Source organism: Chloroflexus sp. (genome assembly GCF_034434295.1).
Lineage (GTDB): Bacteria > Chloroflexota > Chloroflexia > Chloroflexales > Chloroflexaceae > Chloroflexus.
In genome coordinates, this window is sequence record NZ_DAOTZQ010000036.1 from 1 (window position 1) to 16,571 (window position 16,571).

Below are 16,571 nucleotides of genomic sequence, written 5' to 3' on the forward strand. Positions count from 1 at the left end.
TCTCTCTGCAACACTGCGCACTGGCCATTATGGCACAGCGTGCAGTGTTTTAGAACGCCAGACTGGTACCGGATCAGAACCCATCCCATGATCAGAAATAGCATGCGCTACTAGTTCACCGACCGCATCTATGCCGCATACCACACCCGGAATGTAGAAGCATCGCCGCTGCACCATACCTGTTCATCACCATAAGAGCAGAGGAAGAGGCTTGTTACTACACTTCACTGCTCCGAGATAGCTTCTTCCTACTCTTCAGCCACCCTCGCCAGGCGCACTCGATCCAGCACAACCACCCGGCCACGCTCTAACTTGACCAGGCGTTCTTCAGCCATCCGCCGTAGTGCCCGTCCGGCAATCTCGCGCACGGTACCGGTACGTTCGGCCAGTTCCTGCTGTGTGACTTCAGCAGTGCCTTCGGCTGCCTCGGACAGCAACAGACGAGCCAGGCGGGCACGTACCGAACGAAAGGCCAAATCCTCAACCAGGGTAACTAGCTCGCGCAACTGACCGGCCAGATCAGAGAGTGCTGCCAGCGCCAGATCGGGGTGTTTCCGAATGAGCGCCAGCAGATCATCGCGTGCCAGCAGTAAACACGTGACCTGACTCATCGCACGAGCAGTTGCCGGACTTAACCCGGCGTCGAAGATCGGCACAGCGTTAAAATATTCTCCCGGCCCAACCATTGCCAACACCTGTGCGCGACCATCAGGTGCCGTGCGTGACAGTCTGACCCGACCGCGTACAACAAAGAAGATCGCGTATGCAGGCTGATCTTCATAAATGATATGCTGACCGGGGCGATAATGACATATCTGCACACGACGGGCAGTATCGGCCAGGGTTGCCTCATCGAGCGTGGCAAATAACGGAATAGTGCGCAGGTCTTCAATCGTCATTGCGCTGCTCACAATGTGTATCACATACCGCACAGCAGGCACAGTGCCGCTGTTGCTATTCATTATAGAGAGTTTTGTACGTGAGTAAGTTACGATGGAGTGGTAGGGATGTTGTGATGTGTTCATCAACGATGATCTGTTCGGTTCTGACTGCGCAGAGACCAGAACCCAGAGAAGCCAGGCGTCTCGTCTGTTGAGGAGCATGTCTTCATTGGCAAAGCTAAAGGGGTGACCAGCCTGTCGCCTACCTCGTGTATGCCAGGTAGTGCAGACAATACCAGGCAACCCCTTCACCATACCAAAGCTGATATGTTGTTCCGGTAGCGATAGGTATTATCCCTGATCCTCGTGATAATTCCTTGAGCGCCCTATTGCCATCCAGGATCGCCTCATCTCATCACCAGTCGATACACCCCACCTGCCCGATCGAGCAGATACATCTCCCCTTGCTCGTCCAGACCGAACGACGTGGTTTGGATCGGTAGCCGGGCAATCAGCGCATGTTGCCAGGTGTCTCCATTTGCCCACAGCGCCCACAGATTACCGGTGCAGTAATCAGCGTAGAAGTAAACACCGTGTAATGCCGGTTGCTGCACCCCGCGATACACATCACCACCGGTGACCGAACAACCACCAATCGCGCTATCGTGTGGATACACCGCGACCGGTAAGACCAGGCCGGTTGGATTGCAGCTTTCCGGTCGGTAACAGCGGTCGCCTTCCATCAGGCGCCAGCCGTAGTTGAGGCCGCCCGTGGCTGCGGATGCAACATTGACCTCTTCTTGTTCATTCTGGCCGACATCCGCAATGAAGATCAGGTTCGTAACCGGATCGAAGGTGAAGCGCCAGGGATTGCGTAAACCGTAGGCCCAAATCTCTGGCAATGCACCGGCTGTATTCACGAAGGGATTATCGACTGGGATTGTATACGGCTGACCGTTATCAATGTCGATCCGTAGTAGTTTACCGAGTAGCGTATCCAGCCGTTGTCCGGCATCGAGTGGATCGCCGGCACCACCACCATCACCGGTACCGATGTAGAGATAGCCGTCATTGCCAAATAGCAGCAACCCGCCATTATGGTTAGCTGCGGGCTGATCAATTCGCAACAGCTCACGGGCACTGGCCGGATCGGCCTGATCCGAGCCTGGATCGGCGCGATACTCGGCGACAACCGTGTCACCGTTGGTGTTGGTGTAGTTCACAAAGAAACGTCCGTTACTGGCAAATTGTGGGTGAAACGCGACACTCAGCAAACCTTGCTCATTGCCACGTGAACCAACCTGGCCGCGAATATCGAGAAATGGCGTTGACCCCCGCGCACCGTTCCGTAAGACCCAGATGCGACCTTCCTGTTCGACCACGAAGAGGCGACCACTGCCATCACCGGCATGCGTGATATGGGTCGGTCGTGAAAAACCATCAGCAACCTGTTCAAGGGCATAGCTGAACGTGGTGGGATCAACCGCGACAGCCGGTGCTGCTGGCGCAGGCGTCGGTGCAGACGTTGCCGGTAGCGTAGTGGCGGGTGGTGTGGCTAATGGCTCCGGGAGAGGAGACGCGGTGGTAGCCGGCGTCACGATTGGTGCAGCAGGCGGTACAGGCGAATCGTCAGCAACACGTTCCGGGATACTGGAACACGCCGTCATCCAGAGAATACCCATCAAGATCATCAAGATACGAGGCATCGATTTCCCATCCAGTCATAGAACGTTATCCTACAGGATTCATACCACACCTGGCGTCATGAATGTCGAGTGTATTCTCAGAGAGATTCATTGCTGAAGGGGACAGAGTTATATCAAACCTGATACAGTCTAATGTATTGCCCGCGATTCAAGACATACCTGTCGCCGCATCCCCCGAATGGCAATGTGAACGGGCACATCATCGTCCGTAGGGGCGGGTTCCGTAGGAACGGGTTTGGAACCCGCCCTTTCATGTGCTATGCATTACCCATAACTGGTGTCAACCACGTGCGTATCAGCGGGTATGATCGCTACGGATGCTGGCTTGAGCGACTGACCCGGTGGCAGAGCGCCGCTCAAGCTGTGCCGGCACGTGCTGGATGGATTGCCTTACCCGCTCGTCATGCGCGTGTCCGCGTGTCGCACGGTTTGGAGTGCGGCAGCCATGCTGCCGCGCCAGCCGTGCTCACGATCCGGCGCGTGGCATACCGTTCCCCATTCTGGTCACGAGGAGCTGAAAGTGCTCGTGCCGATCCTCGAGTCGGTCAGGCATGTATGCGATACCTGCACGTAGAGGTGTTGTTGCACCAGGTTCGTGCCTGCGCACCAACGGCCACAGTCAGCACCTGACGGCGCTGGAGAGGAATGCCTCCACGCAGGCTGGAAGCCTGCGCCACGGGGAGCACTTGCAGACCGGCCTAACGCAGCGCGACATGTGAGTAATGCGTAACTTTGCAGGAGAGGAGCGTGGGGGTGGAGATGGGCGTGCTCCCCATCCGGGAGCTGGGAGCGTGCGCCTCCGGCGCGCACGGTGCTGGTACCATTCCCTCACGCGCCAGCCATACACCCGCTCGTCGTATGGAGTGCGGCAGCCATGCTGGCGCACCAGCCATGCTCACAATCCGGCGCGTGGTCCACCGTTCACTCTCCTGGTCACGGGGATGCCGGATGTGTTCGTGACGATCATCGAGTCAGTCAGGAATGAACAAGCTACCCGAGCGTAGACGTCTTGTTGCACTAGATTCCCACCTGCGCACCAGCAGCCACGACCAGCATCTGACGATGGTGGCGGGGATGCCAGCACGCGGGCTGGAAGCCCGCGCCACGGGGAGTGCTTGCAGCCCAGCTTAACGCAGCGTGATATGTGGGTAATGCATAGCCTTCATGTGCAAAGGCGGACAGAGCGACCAGGAAGAGGCGAGCCTTCGACACTCCAGCACGGTGATGACGCCGGAATGATGCACATCGTTGAGGAAGAGGTGGTATCACCAGATGAAGGGTCGCACATCGTATCCGTGATCAACAGATTGACCGGTGCAAGACCTGACCGGCAGGTAAAACGATGAGTGCGGAAACGTGGCTTCCGCACTCTAAACAACGCAACAAGCAGACTATTGCGCGGGTACGGTACCCGATCCAGCACGTGATTAAATAGCTTCCACTTAAGCCGCATCGCCGTGCATCCCTACCGCTAAAACACCGACGTGCGTTCAGCCAGCTTCTGGTTAATAACTTCCTGGATCGTCTCGCGCACACGCTCGGACAGCGCCAGCACGGTGATTGGATCATCAGCCGCATCGGTGTCGTACTCGTCGGTGGCAATCGGTGGACAGAACGTAATACTCCAGCGTGTCGGCAGTGGAATGACACCAAGCAGACCCAACCAGGGGAAGAAGGGTGTAAGCGGAAAGTAGGGAAAACCAAACAATTTGGCAATACCCTCAGCATTCGCCAGCATCGGATAAATCTCTTCGGCCCCTACCACAGCCACCGGTATAATCGGCGAACGTGTTCGTAAGGCAGCCTGGACAAACCCACCGCGGCCAAAACGTGCCAGCTTGTAGCGATCCTTGAAGAGTTTACCAACCCCTTTCAAACCTTCAGGAAAGACACATACCAGCTCGTCCTGTTCGAGCAACCGAATCGCATTTTCCGGAATACCGGGCACCTGCCCCAGTGCAGCCAGAGTTGGGGCGATGATCGGTAAAGTACTGAACCAGTGTAAATGGAGCGAACGCACAATCCGTTCATTCTGGGCCGGGTGTTCATTGAAGACGGCCGTAGCAATCATCGCTCCGTCCCACGGTAGCACGCCACTGTGATTTGCCACCAGCAAAGCCCGTCCACTGGCAGGGACATGTTCAAGACCGGTGGCTGTCACTCGCCACCACGTACTATACATAAACGAGAGGAATGGACGGGCGATCTCGATAATCTCACGATCCATCCCAAACGGATCGGTACTGTATTCACCACGGAGGCGGCGTTGAATAAATGAAACCTGTTCATTAATCTGATACTGCAAGATCATCCCGACCCCTTTCCAAAAGTCAGGATCGAGATAGTCACGCAAATCAACCCCTTGCAGCATACTATTAATGCGCTCGACCTGCTCGTTGGTCATGCGTTGAAGATTTTCACCAATGAACCGAATGACACCGGCAGCGAACTGACCGAGCGCAGCCTGGGGAGCAGGCTGTTGTTCGCTCTGCTGGCGAATATCGATCTCTACTTCAAAGAGCTGTTCTGCCGGACGACCGGATACCGACGGCTCGTCCCAGCTCAATAACGATGGTGAAGGTTGCGGCGAATCGTGGGCTGGGGTTGGAGCGACAGCTCCATCGACGGGATCGGCGGTTGGCGGCGTCTCTGAGGTCGTCTCAATGGTCACCGCTTTTGTCCGGCGTCGCCGGGGATGCTGAACCTCTGTATCACTGGTCAGTGGATCAACCGGCTCGTCGTTCATCGTGCATTCTCCTGCGATTGAAAAATTCATTGAGGGCGCGGGCAGCCGTAGCACGCTCCTCTTCTGGCGACAACGGCTTCAATGTGTCGAGTGCCGTTACCATATCGTAATGGGCCGACCATCCCAGCAAGCGACAGGCACGCTCAGGATCGATAGTACAACGGTAGCGCAAGAAATCAACATCAAAGGGCCATCCTGCCGGCGGCTGATTGTCGAAGAGAGGCCCTAATACCGGTACCGGCTGATGTCCCAGCCGGCGAATGACCTGGCTCAGCGGCATCGATTGCGCTGGAGCGAGATTGAAAGCACCGCCAATGGTTTGCTGCACAGCCGCCAACACCGCCTGAGCAGCATCGGTGATGTGGAGCAACTGGATCATTGGGTCGAAGCCAAACAACATCTGGGGGGCTGGTGTGCGCAGATAACGCATCAACGGGCTATCCTGGTCAAGCAGCGGTGCATAGCGCAACACCGTCACTGTGATTTGAGGGTGGCGAGCAGCAAAATCGGCCACCACCTGCTCAACTTCACCCAAAGTACGCAGGAGGCCCCGACTATGCTGCGTCTTGATCGGACGATCCTCGCTGATCAACAAAGGATTCAACGGACTGGCGCCATAGATCCAGCCATAACTGCGTAACACAACATGGCGTATGCCAGCAGCCCGACAGGCACCGAGCAACTCCATCGTGCCGATGACATTGTGCTGAACCGTCGTTTCGTGGTCAGGTAGCGATTCATCGAACCCCAACAAATCGCAGTGAACGACGGTGTCTATCTGTTCATGGCGCAATAACTCAAGCAACTGATGACGATCAAGTCGGGCTACCAGCCAGTCAGCTTTGCCGATAGGAGCTGTCGGTGGTCGTTGTCCCAGGACAATAACATCGTGATGCTGGCTCAACACCTGTGCGACCTGCGCACTTAACATTCCTTTTGCGCCGTTGATAAGCACCCGCTTCATGGCAATATTCCTACATTCTCGCGCAACCAGCGCTCAAGCTCTTCCCGATCCATATCACCGTGGCTCAACGCCCGAAACACCCAGGCAATTTCATCAGGTCCAACTTCCGGTCGTAAACAGGCGCCATTGATTGCAAGAAAGCGGAGCAGGCAGGCAAATGCAGTCGCCTCGTTAGCCGAGTTGAAGGGATGATGCTTCACGAGCAAAAAGGTGAAGACAGCGGCTTTACTGCACAGATCGGGATACAGCTCGGTTTCAAAGAGGATTTGACGTGGTGCCTGCAAGACCATCTGCAACCGATCCTGGCTTTTAATACCGAGCAGTCCACCGTAGCGCTCAATGACCAGGGTATGCAGATCAAGCACATCATCCATTGAGAGATAGACGATGTTGGTTGCTTCCTCGTCAAACATCACACCATCTCGCGTCTATATCCCGACAATCTGCCGAAACGCCCGATCATACTGATCACACATTGCTTCAGCCCATGCCCGCAGATGGGGACTCATAGGCCGGCGAATGAGCAGTTCTCGTTCGGTGAAGACCAGCTCAACCAGCTCTTCTTCGCCGAGACCAATCGCTTCGATCCAGCGTTGCACAACCGCAGGCAAACTCTCACGCTCAACCGTAAATGAGCGGGGCATACGCTCCTCCTTTCCGGCGACAGATTGCCTGCACCGCTCGCTACTCATCAGACCGTTCCCGCAAATGCGGGAAGAGGATAACTTCGCGAATGTTGGACTGATCGGTCAAGACCATCACCAGGCGGTCGATACCTACACCGAGACCACCGGTCGGTGGCATACCGTAACGTAGCGCATTGATAAAATCTTCGTCCATCTGGTGCGCCTCTTCATCACCGGCGGCGAAGGCGCACAACTGTTCACGGAAGCGTTCTTCCTGGTCAAACGGATCATTCAACTCGGTGAAGGCATTGCCAATCTCCATACCGGCGATAAAGGCCTCGAAGCGCTCGGTAAAATCAGGCCGGTCGGGAATCCGCTTCGCCAGCGGCGACATCGCCACTGGATAATCGATGATGAAGGTTGGCTGGAACAGATAAGGTTGTACAAACTCCGAGAAGAGTTCGTCAACCTGCTTGGCCCACGATGCCTTGCGTTCAACCCGCAATCCACGTGCACTGATAGCTTCCTGCAAGGCAGCCAGATCGGTGATCTGGGTAATGTCGATACCGGTGCGGTCGGCAATCGCTGTAGCCATCGCAATGCGCGGCCAGGGTGGACGAAAATCAAGTTCGCGACCCTGATAGGTGATCGTTGTGGTGCCGTGGACAGCCAGACAAATCTCGCTCAGCATCTCTTCCACCAGAGTCATCATGGCGTGATAATCAGCATACGCCTGATAACATTCCATCATGGTGAACTCTGGATTGTGTGAGCGATCAACCCCTTCATTGCGAAAGTTCTTCCCGATTTCGTACACACCGGGGAAGCCGCCGACAATCAGGCGTTTGAGGTAGAGTTCGGTGGCAATCCGTAGATAGAGATTCTGGCCCAGTGCATTGTGATAGGTGATAAAAGGACGTGCGGCAGCACCACCGTAGAGTGGTTGCAACACCGGTGTCTCAACTTCGAGAAAACCCCGTTCATCCAGGACGCGCCGCATCGTGCTAATGATACGGGCACGGGCCCGAAAAATCTCGCGGCGGTCACGATTAACGATCAGGTCAAGATAGCGCTGGCGATGGCGCTCTTCGACATCTTGCAGACCGGCCCATTTTTCAGGGGGCGGATTAATCGCCTTGGCCAGTATTGCCAGCTCACGCACAAAGAGCGAGCGTTCACCAGTTTTGGTGCAACGTAATACACCACTCGCCTGGACAATATCGAAGGTGTCGAGTTGATCGCGAAAACGCTCGAACCATTCATCACCGAGATCGGCCCGGCTGAGCCAGAGCTGAATCTCGCCCGTGCCATCTTCAATATGAGCAAACGCGATCTTGCCCATAATACGGCGAGCGCCGATGATGCGTCCGGTCAGGGTCAGTGTAGTGGACTGAGCAGCCAGATCATCAAACGCAGCCAGGGCCTCGGCAATGGTATGGCTGCGGTAGCAGCGAGGTGGGTATGGATCGAGGCCGGCAGCACGCAATTCGGCCAGCTTTGCCGCACGTTGGGCCTGTAAATCATTCAATTCCATAGCATGTTTTCACGATAGTATCAAGCCAGAGAATATCTGTTAAGCACTGGCACAGCTCTTCCCATTATACCGAAAAAAAGACAACAGGGCATCGGCTTCCCGACGCCCTCTCCAAACGACAATCAGCACCTAGCAAGCAGCAACTACCAGACAGTTGTTGCTGACAAAGTGTGGTTCATCCGTCCACAATCGTTCATTACTAACGCACTTTGAGAATGGTTAATTTCATGACGCCGGAAGGCGTGTGAACGGTTACTTTGTTACGTGCACGCTTACCGAGCAGTGCAGCACCGAGCGGCGACTCATTTGAGATACGGCCCTGGCGTGGATTGGCTTCCGCACTACCAACAATCGTCCAGGTCTCTTCTGAGCCATCGTCTTCAAAACGCACGGTCACAGATGAACCAACTCGTACTTCGCCATTGCTGGCCTGATCCTCATCAATAACTTCAGCGCGTGAGAGCAAGTGCTTCAGCTCGCGAATACGACCTTCAAGGAGCGCCTGAGCCTTTTTGGCATCCTCATATTCACCGCTCTCGGAAATATCGCCCAATTCTTTGGCCGCTGCGATCCGTTCGGCGATCTGCTTGCGCTCAACTGTGGTAAGATACTCAAGCTCTGCCTCCAAACGGGCACGACCTTCGCGAGTCAGATACGTCGGCTTCTCTGTCATCACTACTGCCTCTACGCTGCCCGCACCGCCCAATCGGACGGTCGGAAATCCCTCAATATAAAAAGAATAACTGAGAGCACATCTCTCAGTTGAAGTCAGGCAGGCGGTGTAACCCACCGCATACCTTGCCACAATTATATGAGGTCAGCCGCAATTTGTAAAGAGGGGCACAATTGCAGACCGGTAACTCCCTGCGGAGACAGGTTGGCAATCAGCTCATCACGCCGCTAGATCACCGCTCTCCCATCTCGCTATACTCATAGTATCAAATCTGGTGTAAGAGCGTTTAAAACCCGTGATCCGACCATGACCCTGGCACCACCCGTGAGCGCAGAAGCGCAGAACCAGCGTTTCCGTCACGGACGCAGTGGGATCTCGTTTCAGAGCAGATACCGTTGCCGGACAGGATTGTCCGTGGCGCAGAGTTTGGAGTGCGGCAGCCATACTGCCGCGCCAGCCGAACTCTTGATCAGACGTGGGTTACAGCAATTTTCCCGCGACTCGCGGCGATAACACACGTACAGAGCACGTCCATCAGACTCGACCATCCGTAATGAACACCTGCACATGAGCGGTAACCCGGATCGGAGTCTGGGCGGCCAGCCTGCCCATCAGCTTCCTTCCGCGTTCGTCCCTTGACAGCGTATAGGTGTGTAGGTTGGAAATCCACCCCTTTGGAAGAGCCAACTACCATCACTGGGATGAACAGCCATGAGAAACATCAACAGTGATGAACTGTATTATTTGATGTAACGTCATGCTTTGTTCTGTCTGAATAAGAGCAGCGTATGTTCTGTTCCTGTACTCTTTGCTCGCCCTGATCTGGCCCATAACCTAATGACTTCGGGCTGACTCAGTGTGATTAGAACCTATTTCCAAAAACATCTACCAACACATAGCCTCCCGTGACCAGCAGGGTCAACGGCGTACCACGTACCGGATCAAGAGCATGGCGGCTGCGGCAGCATGGCTGCCGCACGCCAAGACCCTGCGCCACGCGCATAACGAGCGGGCAAGGCAACCCATCCAGCTTGTGATGGCACGACCGGCTCTGCGCTCTGCCAACAGGCCAGGAGCCGGAGAGGGTGTCGTTGTGATTGGCAAGGGTTCATGCGATTGTGCGACAGTCTGGGAGCACGATAGCACAGCTTTTATGAAATGAGTTCTAGTCAGCCTCCGTGGCCTGCTCACAGCGTAGGGGAAACTTGGGTTGATTAAGTCTCCCAGACCATAGCTTTCTCGCACAAATATGCTATAATCATATCGCATATATTTTCATATATTTGATGCACTACAAGCAAGAGCCATGGCTTCACGCAGTGGTAATAAATCAACAGGATCACGACGAGCGAGCAGTCAGAAGCGCGGCAAAAGCAGCGCGAAAGGGGGCTGGCGGATCGTCTTGCGACCCGAACACCAACGTGAACTGTTCGCGTTGGGGCTGATGCTGGTTGCTGTCCTGACTATTATCTTTGTTTTTACCGGCGAAGCTGGCGGTCTGGGAATCCTCTATCTCAACACCGTGCGTGCGCTGTTTGGGGCCGGCGTCTTCTTTGTTCCGCTCACGCTCTTCATGAGCGGGCTGGCGATTCTCTGGCAAGAGCGTATGCACGATGCCAGTCTGAGCGGTGCCAATGTCCTGGGTACCGGAATGATATTACTGGCCATGTTGGGTCTGCTTGAAGTGCCGGTACATTCGATTCTCATCGCTGATCGAATGAATGAGGGTGGGGGCTGGATTGGTTACTGGCTGCTTGAACTGCTTCAGATGGCGATTGGGCAGATTGCAGCGGTGCTGGTGATTATGGCGCTCGGTCTGGCCGGCCTGCTGCTCACGTTCAACCTTACGGTACGCGAGCTGGTGATGGGCCTGATCGAACGTACTATCGCGTTCTGGCAGGTGTTGTGGAGTGCGCCACGACGCTCGCAATCATCACCGGCAACGCTGCCGCGCAGTGGCGCCGATCTAGTATTTTCCCTACCTCCCCAGGGTGATAATGATGATATTGTGCCAACCCCAATCGCGGCCCGTCCTACCCGGGCCAGCCTCTTCCAACGCCCTACGCCTGAGCTACCTCCGCCAGCCAGAGAGCCAGTGGTATCGGCAAAGCCGGTTACACCGGTGAAGCCCGAACCGGTACAAGAGGTGGTACAGGAACCACTTGATGGCTTTGAGATTTCGCCGGTACGCCGGGCCTGGCCACTGCCTTCCCTCGATCTGCTGCTAGAACGCACGGTTGAAGGCGGGATTACCGATGAAGAACGCCGACTCAAGGCACGGGTGATTGAGGAGACCCTGGCCAGTTTTAAGGTCGAAGCCCGTGTCGTGGGGGTGAATACCGGCCCGGCGGTAACCCAGTTTGAGCTGCAACCGGCAGTAGGGGTGAAAGTCGCCAAGATTACGACGCTCGAACGCGACCTGGCACTGGCGCTGGCAGCCCAATCGATACGAATTGAAGCGCCGATTCCGGGCAAGAATGTGGTTGGGATCGAGATTCCCAACAGCGCAATTGCTATGGTGTCACTGCGCGAGGTGCTCGACAGCGAGGAGTTTGAAACGTTCCGTGGGCGTCTGAAATTGCCGCTGGGTAAAGATGTAAGCGGTACGCCAGTGATTGCCGATCTAACCAAAATGCCCCACCTGCTGGTGGCCGGTGCAACCGGTTCGGGGAAGTCGGTGGCGATTAATGCGTTTCTCTGTGGTCTGCTCTTAAAGCATACGCCTGATGAACTCAAGCTCATTCTGATCGACCCCAAGATGGTCGAGATGATTGTTTACAACCATATCCCCCATTTGCTCTCGCCGGTCGTTACCGAAGTAGAGCGGGTGGTGCCAACCCTGAAGTGGGCAACCCGCGAGATGGAACGTCGGTACAAGATCTTCGCCCGTAATGGTTGTCGTAACATCGACAGCTACCGCCAACTGGCGCGTAAACGGGCCGATCTGGAACCGATGCCCTATATCGTGATAGTGATCGATGAGCTGGCCGACCTGATGATGATGGCAGCCGATGAAGTCGAGACGTACATCTGTCGCCTGGCTCAGATGGCCCGCGCAACCGGGATTCACCTGATTATTGCGACGCAGCGCCCTTCGGTTGATGTGATTACCGGTTTGATCAAGGCCAACTTTCCGTCACGAATTGCCTTTGCCGTCACGTCGCAGGTTGATAGCCGGGTGATCCTCGACGTGCCAGGTGCTGAACATCTGCTTGGCCGGGGTGACATGCTGTATATGGCCGCCGATTCGGCTAAACTGATCCGGATTCAAGGCACCTACGTCGCCGACCGTGAAGTCGAACGGATCGTCGAGTTCTGGCGTCATGCCGCGCCACCGACCGAGGCGACCGCGGCCCAGCTGAATACGGCCACCGGTGAAGGTAAGGCAGCGGAAGGAGCCTCCGATGCTGAGCCATTCCGACCACCAGCCGAGTTTCTTTCTCCCGCCGAACAGGACGAGTTGTTACCGCAGGCGATTGCGCTTGTGGGTCAACACCAGCGCGCCTCGGCTTCCCTGTTGCAACGTCGGTTGCGCATCGGTTATTCAAAAGCCCAGCAATTGATCGAACTGCTCGAACAGCAGGGGTATGTCGGCCCAGCCGAGGGGGGACGTTCACGAGAAGTACTCAAGCGTAACGGTTCAGCAACGTCGTAACAGTACAACACCAAAGGAACAATGCTATGGCAATCGAGGATTTCTACACGAAGACCCGGCGGATTCTGGCAAACCTGCTGGAAGAGACGCCCAAAGCCGACCGGGAGCAGTTGCTCGATGCATACGCTGAATTACTCACCCGGTTACACGCCGAAGAGTCCCATCAGATGCTGACCGAGGTGATTGAAGATGCCCGCACCCGTCTCGATGCCCGCCTCTCACCCGATCCTATTCGCCAGACCATCGCCGGTGTGCAGAGCACGTTGCAGGATCTCTGGAACAATCTGTGGCGGTAAGCACCTGGTATCCGATAACGTGGGCACCGGCAACCAGTGTGGTATCTGACCAAGAGATGAGCCTGCCGAATACTTCATTGCTACTTCACTCCAGGGTATTGTTTTTGTGCCATGGAGTTGCTACCGGGTCACGACTGTAACCATACGCTGTTGAGCGTGACCGATGGGTTAGTGTATTCCACATGCCTGGCATAGGGTGAATCATTCGGTAGCGTGCTCTCGACATGGATGTGGAAGCATTACTAGAACTTATTTCATAAAAGTTGTGCCGTTGTGCTACCATACAGTCGCCCAGGCGCATGAACATTTGCCAATTGCCAATGACAGCCTATCCCGCTCACGGCATGCCGGTATGGAAGCGAGTAGCGCTGGCGACCATCTACGGTGCAAATCTCCCGCCGGATCGTTTGTCTTACCCGCTCGATATACGCGTGTCACGTCGTTTGGAGTGCGACAGCCATGCTGCCGCATCAGCCACACTCACGATCCGGCGCGTGGCACGTCGTTGACGCTGCTGGTCACGACGATGCTATGGGTACTCGTCACGATCATGAGTATGTCAGTAATGAATTGAGATAGCTTCGAGTAGATGTTTTTTGAAATAAGTTCTACTTACACCTGAAGAATCGCCTGGTGGTTCGTTCTCTGTAGGGGGGGAGGAGATAATATCAAAACTGGTAGGATAGAGGTTATGACACACCAGCCAGTTGTTACCCCGATGCTGCACCTGAACGATGCACTACTGGACACCAGTCAGTAGGGGCACGGCATGCCGTGCCCCTACCGCCACGTCGATAATGACCCACCAGTGCCTCATCGATGGCATACTCTGGTAACGCTTTAACACGAGGATCACACTCGAACAATGCCCATGGCTGAGTAAGATTTGGTGCAACACCTGGTGTCGCTACACCGGTGTGAGAAATGGAGCGCTGTATGATGGACCTCTATCACGAAAAGTTACATCAGGCACAAGATCTGCTGGCTGCGTATGACCTTGATCTCTGGCTGATCGTTGTCCGCGAGACCGCCGAACATACCGATCCTGCACTGAAACTGCTCGGTCATTTTTCCCTCACATGGCCAACCGCAATTGTGATCACCCGTCAGGGCCGGGCACTGGCACTAACCGGATTGGGTGATGATGAAGCGGTACGCCACACCGGTTTATTTGATGAAGTACGTACCTACACCCAGAGCATCGGCCCTGAACTGGTACGCCTGTTATCCACATATAATCCACAGCGGATCGGGATTAACATCAGTCGGAGTGATGTCAGTGCTGATGGACTAACGTATGGGATGTACCTCAATCTGTGCGATTATCTCGCCGATACACCCTACCGGGAACGGCTCGTGTCAGCCGAGCAGTTTGTTACCGCATTGCGCAGCCGCAAAACGCCCCAGGAAGTAGATCGCTTGCGTGCTGCGGCTGATCTCAGTATGCGCATTTTTGCCGCAGTTGGTGATTTTCTGCGTCCCGGTGTCAGCGAATACGAGGTTGCCGCTTTTACCCACGCGCAAACTCAGGCTGCCGGCGCTATCACGGCCTGGGACCTCGCCCATTGCCCTGGTCTCAACGCCGGCCCCAATTCCCCGTGGGGGCATGTTGGTCCCTCGGCTGAAATTGTTCGGCCTGGGGAGGTGTTTCACATGGATTTTGGGGTTAAACTGAACGACTACTGCTCTGATCACCAGCGCGTCTGGTACTGTCTGCGCCCGGATGAACACGAGCCACCAGCAGAGGCACAGCATGCGTTTAATGCAGTAAAGGCTGCGATTCGTGCGGCTGCCGCTGCGGTACGGCCCGGCGTGGTCGGTTGGGAGATCGATGCGATTGCGCGCCAGACCATTACTGCCGCTGGTTATCCCGAATATCCCCATGCGCTCGGCCATCAGGTTGGCCGATCAGTGCATGACGGTGGTGTTGGCTTCTACCCACGCTGGGAGCGCTATGGTGACAGGCCGTATGGTACTATCGATGCCGGGATGGTTTTGACGCTGGAACTGGGTATACGGACGCGCTTCGGCTATATCTCGCTTGAGGAAGAGATTCTGGTGACAGCGGATGGCTGTGAGTGGATCGGTCAACCGCAAGAAGAATTGTGGTTAATTCGGTGAGTTGTCGCCATCTTGCAGTGCTGCGCGGTTAGAGAGATGCGTTATATCAAATCTTGCGTGATACCGTGCATCAATGCCTGTCACCAGATATTCATTCATTGAACCGTCACTATCCGTCTCCTCTGTAACGATCCGTGGGCATCATCTGAATGATCGCGGATAGCGTGTAGGGGCGGGTTCAGAACCCGCCCCTACGAACGGTGCACGTGTCCGTTCACATTGCTAAGGGATGCGGCGAATGAGGGGCCGGTGAAAGGGCATGACTTGAATCACATGCCAGGGATTGTTTTTTCAGATTTGATATTATCGCCAGGCTGACCGCAGGCAGAAGGGGTGAGCATGCCTTATTCCTGTTTTAGTACTGACAGACTCCGAGATCGTGACGAGCATACCCAGCATACCCGTGACCAGCGGAGTAAGCGGCATGCCATACGCCGGATTGTGAGCACGGCTGCTGCGGCAGCATGGCTGCCGCACTCCAAACGGTGCGACACGCGCCTGATGAGCGGACAAGACAACCAATCTAGTGATTGATGGCAATGGAGCTGGTCGTCAGCACTATTTGCTTCCAAATCGGCGTGCCGTGAGCAAGACATACTATCGTTCGTTGGTGATTGGCAAGTGTTCAGGCACCTGTGCGACAATCTGGTGGCATGACAGCACAGCTTTTATGAAATTAACCCAAGTTACTACCATATGTCACCACAGAGACACAGAGAACACAGAGGATGGGCATAACCCGAGTTGCCAGCTTGAGGCGTGCGTGACGGATTACGTCTATAGGAACTGGCTGCTACCCACATCGTTCATACAGGTACGGCACACGATGGTGTGCGCAGCATCGTGCAGGTCTCCTGGCAGTCAACCTCACATGGCCGGCTCTCAGGATAGGTGGCAACTTGGGTGAATGAAGTTCTAGTTTCTTATGATCCCACCACCACAATACGCGGTGAGAGCGTAAGGGTCAGCGTTGAGGTAATCGGCAGAGCCGTACCCGTCGCATCATAGATAGCGCGTGTTCCTGCAGGTACAGTCCATGTTCGCTCGTTGCCATCAACACTCCAGACGACCAGAACCTCACCGTCGGCTGTGCGAAAGTAATAACCCTCCAGGCCAGGGATCTCTACAGCACGCAGGTAACGTGCTTCGCCAAGGCGCTGGCGCAAGAACTGAAAGGCACGGAAGGCCGGTAATGGTTGCTGATCCTTGTCGAGTAAACCGCTCTCTTGCCAGCCAGGGCCGTTGAGTGTATACCAGTGCGCCATCAAGACATCGGCAGCCATGATGCGAGTGTAGAGACGAACGACTGCATCAGCTTTGGCAGCTTCAAAACCGTTAGGTCGGCAGGTAGGTGAGCTGCGGTAACACA

The 16,571-nt window shown here is 55.4% G+C and carries 11 protein-coding genes and 1 pseudogene; 3 read left to right on the forward strand and 9 right to left on the reverse strand.

The window, feature by feature from the left end:
- Nucleotides 1-248: 248 nt before the first annotated feature.
- The 8 genes from VAE57_RS05455 to greA form a co-directional block, all read right to left on the reverse strand.
- Nucleotides 249-899 carry a Crp/Fnr family transcriptional regulator gene (locus VAE57_RS05455; RefSeq protein WP_322820883.1) on the reverse strand — a complete coding sequence of 217 codons (651 nt, stop codon included), beginning with the start codon at nucleotides 897-899 and terminating at the stop codon, nucleotides 249-251.
- A 389-nt stretch (nucleotides 900-1,288) separates the two neighbouring features.
- Nucleotides 1,289-2,587, reverse strand: coding sequence for a PQQ-dependent sugar dehydrogenase (locus VAE57_RS05460; protein ID WP_322820884.1), 1,299 nt, complete (start codon nucleotides 2,585-2,587; stop codon nucleotides 1,289-1,291).
- Between the two features lie 1,471 nt (nucleotides 2,588-4,058).
- Nucleotides 4,059-5,333 (reverse strand): lysophospholipid acyltransferase family protein, encoded by a 1,275-nt coding sequence (locus tag VAE57_RS05465; RefSeq protein WP_322820885.1) that lies wholly within the window; start codon nucleotides 5,331-5,333, stop codon nucleotides 4,059-4,061.
- Nucleotides 5,314-6,297, reverse strand: a complete 984-nt coding sequence (locus VAE57_RS05470; RefSeq protein WP_322820886.1) for an NAD-dependent epimerase/dehydratase family protein — start codon at nucleotides 6,295-6,297, stop codon at nucleotides 5,314-5,316. The genes VAE57_RS05465 and VAE57_RS05470 overlap by 20 nt, the downstream gene beginning before the upstream one ends.
- The gene (locus tag VAE57_RS05475) at nucleotides 6,294-6,710 is read right to left on the reverse strand and encodes a type II toxin-antitoxin system death-on-curing family toxin (protein ID WP_322820887.1); all 417 of its coding nucleotides are present in this window, start codon (nucleotides 6,708-6,710) and stop codon (nucleotides 6,294-6,296) included. The genes VAE57_RS05470 and VAE57_RS05475 overlap by 4 nt, the downstream gene beginning before the upstream one ends.
- Nucleotides 6,711-6,725: 15 nt before the next feature.
- Nucleotides 6,726-6,941, reverse strand: coding sequence for a hypothetical protein (locus tag VAE57_RS05480; protein WP_012257110.1), 216 nt, complete (start codon nucleotides 6,939-6,941; stop codon nucleotides 6,726-6,728).
- 40 nt (nucleotides 6,942-6,981) lie between these two features.
- A complete protein-coding gene (lysS, locus tag VAE57_RS05485; RefSeq protein WP_322820888.1) occupies nucleotides 6,982-8,457 on the reverse strand; it encodes a lysine--tRNA ligase in 1,476 nt (491 codons plus the stop codon).
- A 199-nt stretch (nucleotides 8,458-8,656) separates the two neighbouring features.
- Nucleotides 8,657-9,130, reverse strand: a complete 474-nt coding sequence (gene greA / locus VAE57_RS05490) for a transcription elongation factor GreA (RefSeq protein ID WP_322815198.1) — start codon at nucleotides 9,128-9,130, stop codon at nucleotides 8,657-8,659.
- A 1,306-nt stretch (nucleotides 9,131-10,436) separates the two neighbouring features.
- On the opposite strand from greA, the gene VAE57_RS05495 reads away from it, so the two are divergent.
- The 3 genes from VAE57_RS05495 to VAE57_RS05505 all read left to right on the forward strand — a co-directional run bounded on the left by VAE57_RS05495 (nucleotide 10,437) and on the right by VAE57_RS05505 (nucleotide 15,202).
- On the forward strand, nucleotides 10,437-12,785 hold the full coding sequence (locus tag VAE57_RS05495) for a DNA translocase FtsK (RefSeq protein WP_322820889.1): 2,349 nt from the start codon (nucleotides 10,437-10,439) through the stop codon (nucleotides 12,783-12,785).
- Nucleotides 12,786-12,811: 26 nt separating this feature from the next.
- Complete coding sequence (locus tag VAE57_RS05500; RefSeq protein WP_322820890.1) at nucleotides 12,812-13,081, forward strand: hypothetical protein; 270 nt, start codon at nucleotides 12,812-12,814, stop codon at nucleotides 13,079-13,081.
- A gap of 936 nt (nucleotides 13,082-14,017) precedes the next feature.
- Nucleotides 14,018-15,202, forward strand: a complete 1,185-nt coding sequence (locus VAE57_RS05505; RefSeq protein ID WP_322820891.1) for a Xaa-Pro peptidase family protein — start codon at nucleotides 14,018-14,020, stop codon at nucleotides 15,200-15,202.
- Between the two features lie 923 nt (nucleotides 15,203-16,125).
- On the opposite strand, the pseudogene VAE57_RS05510 reads toward VAE57_RS05505, so the two are convergent.
- A pseudogene (locus VAE57_RS05510) lies at nucleotides 16,126-16,571 on the reverse strand (hypothetical protein); the annotation flags it as partial.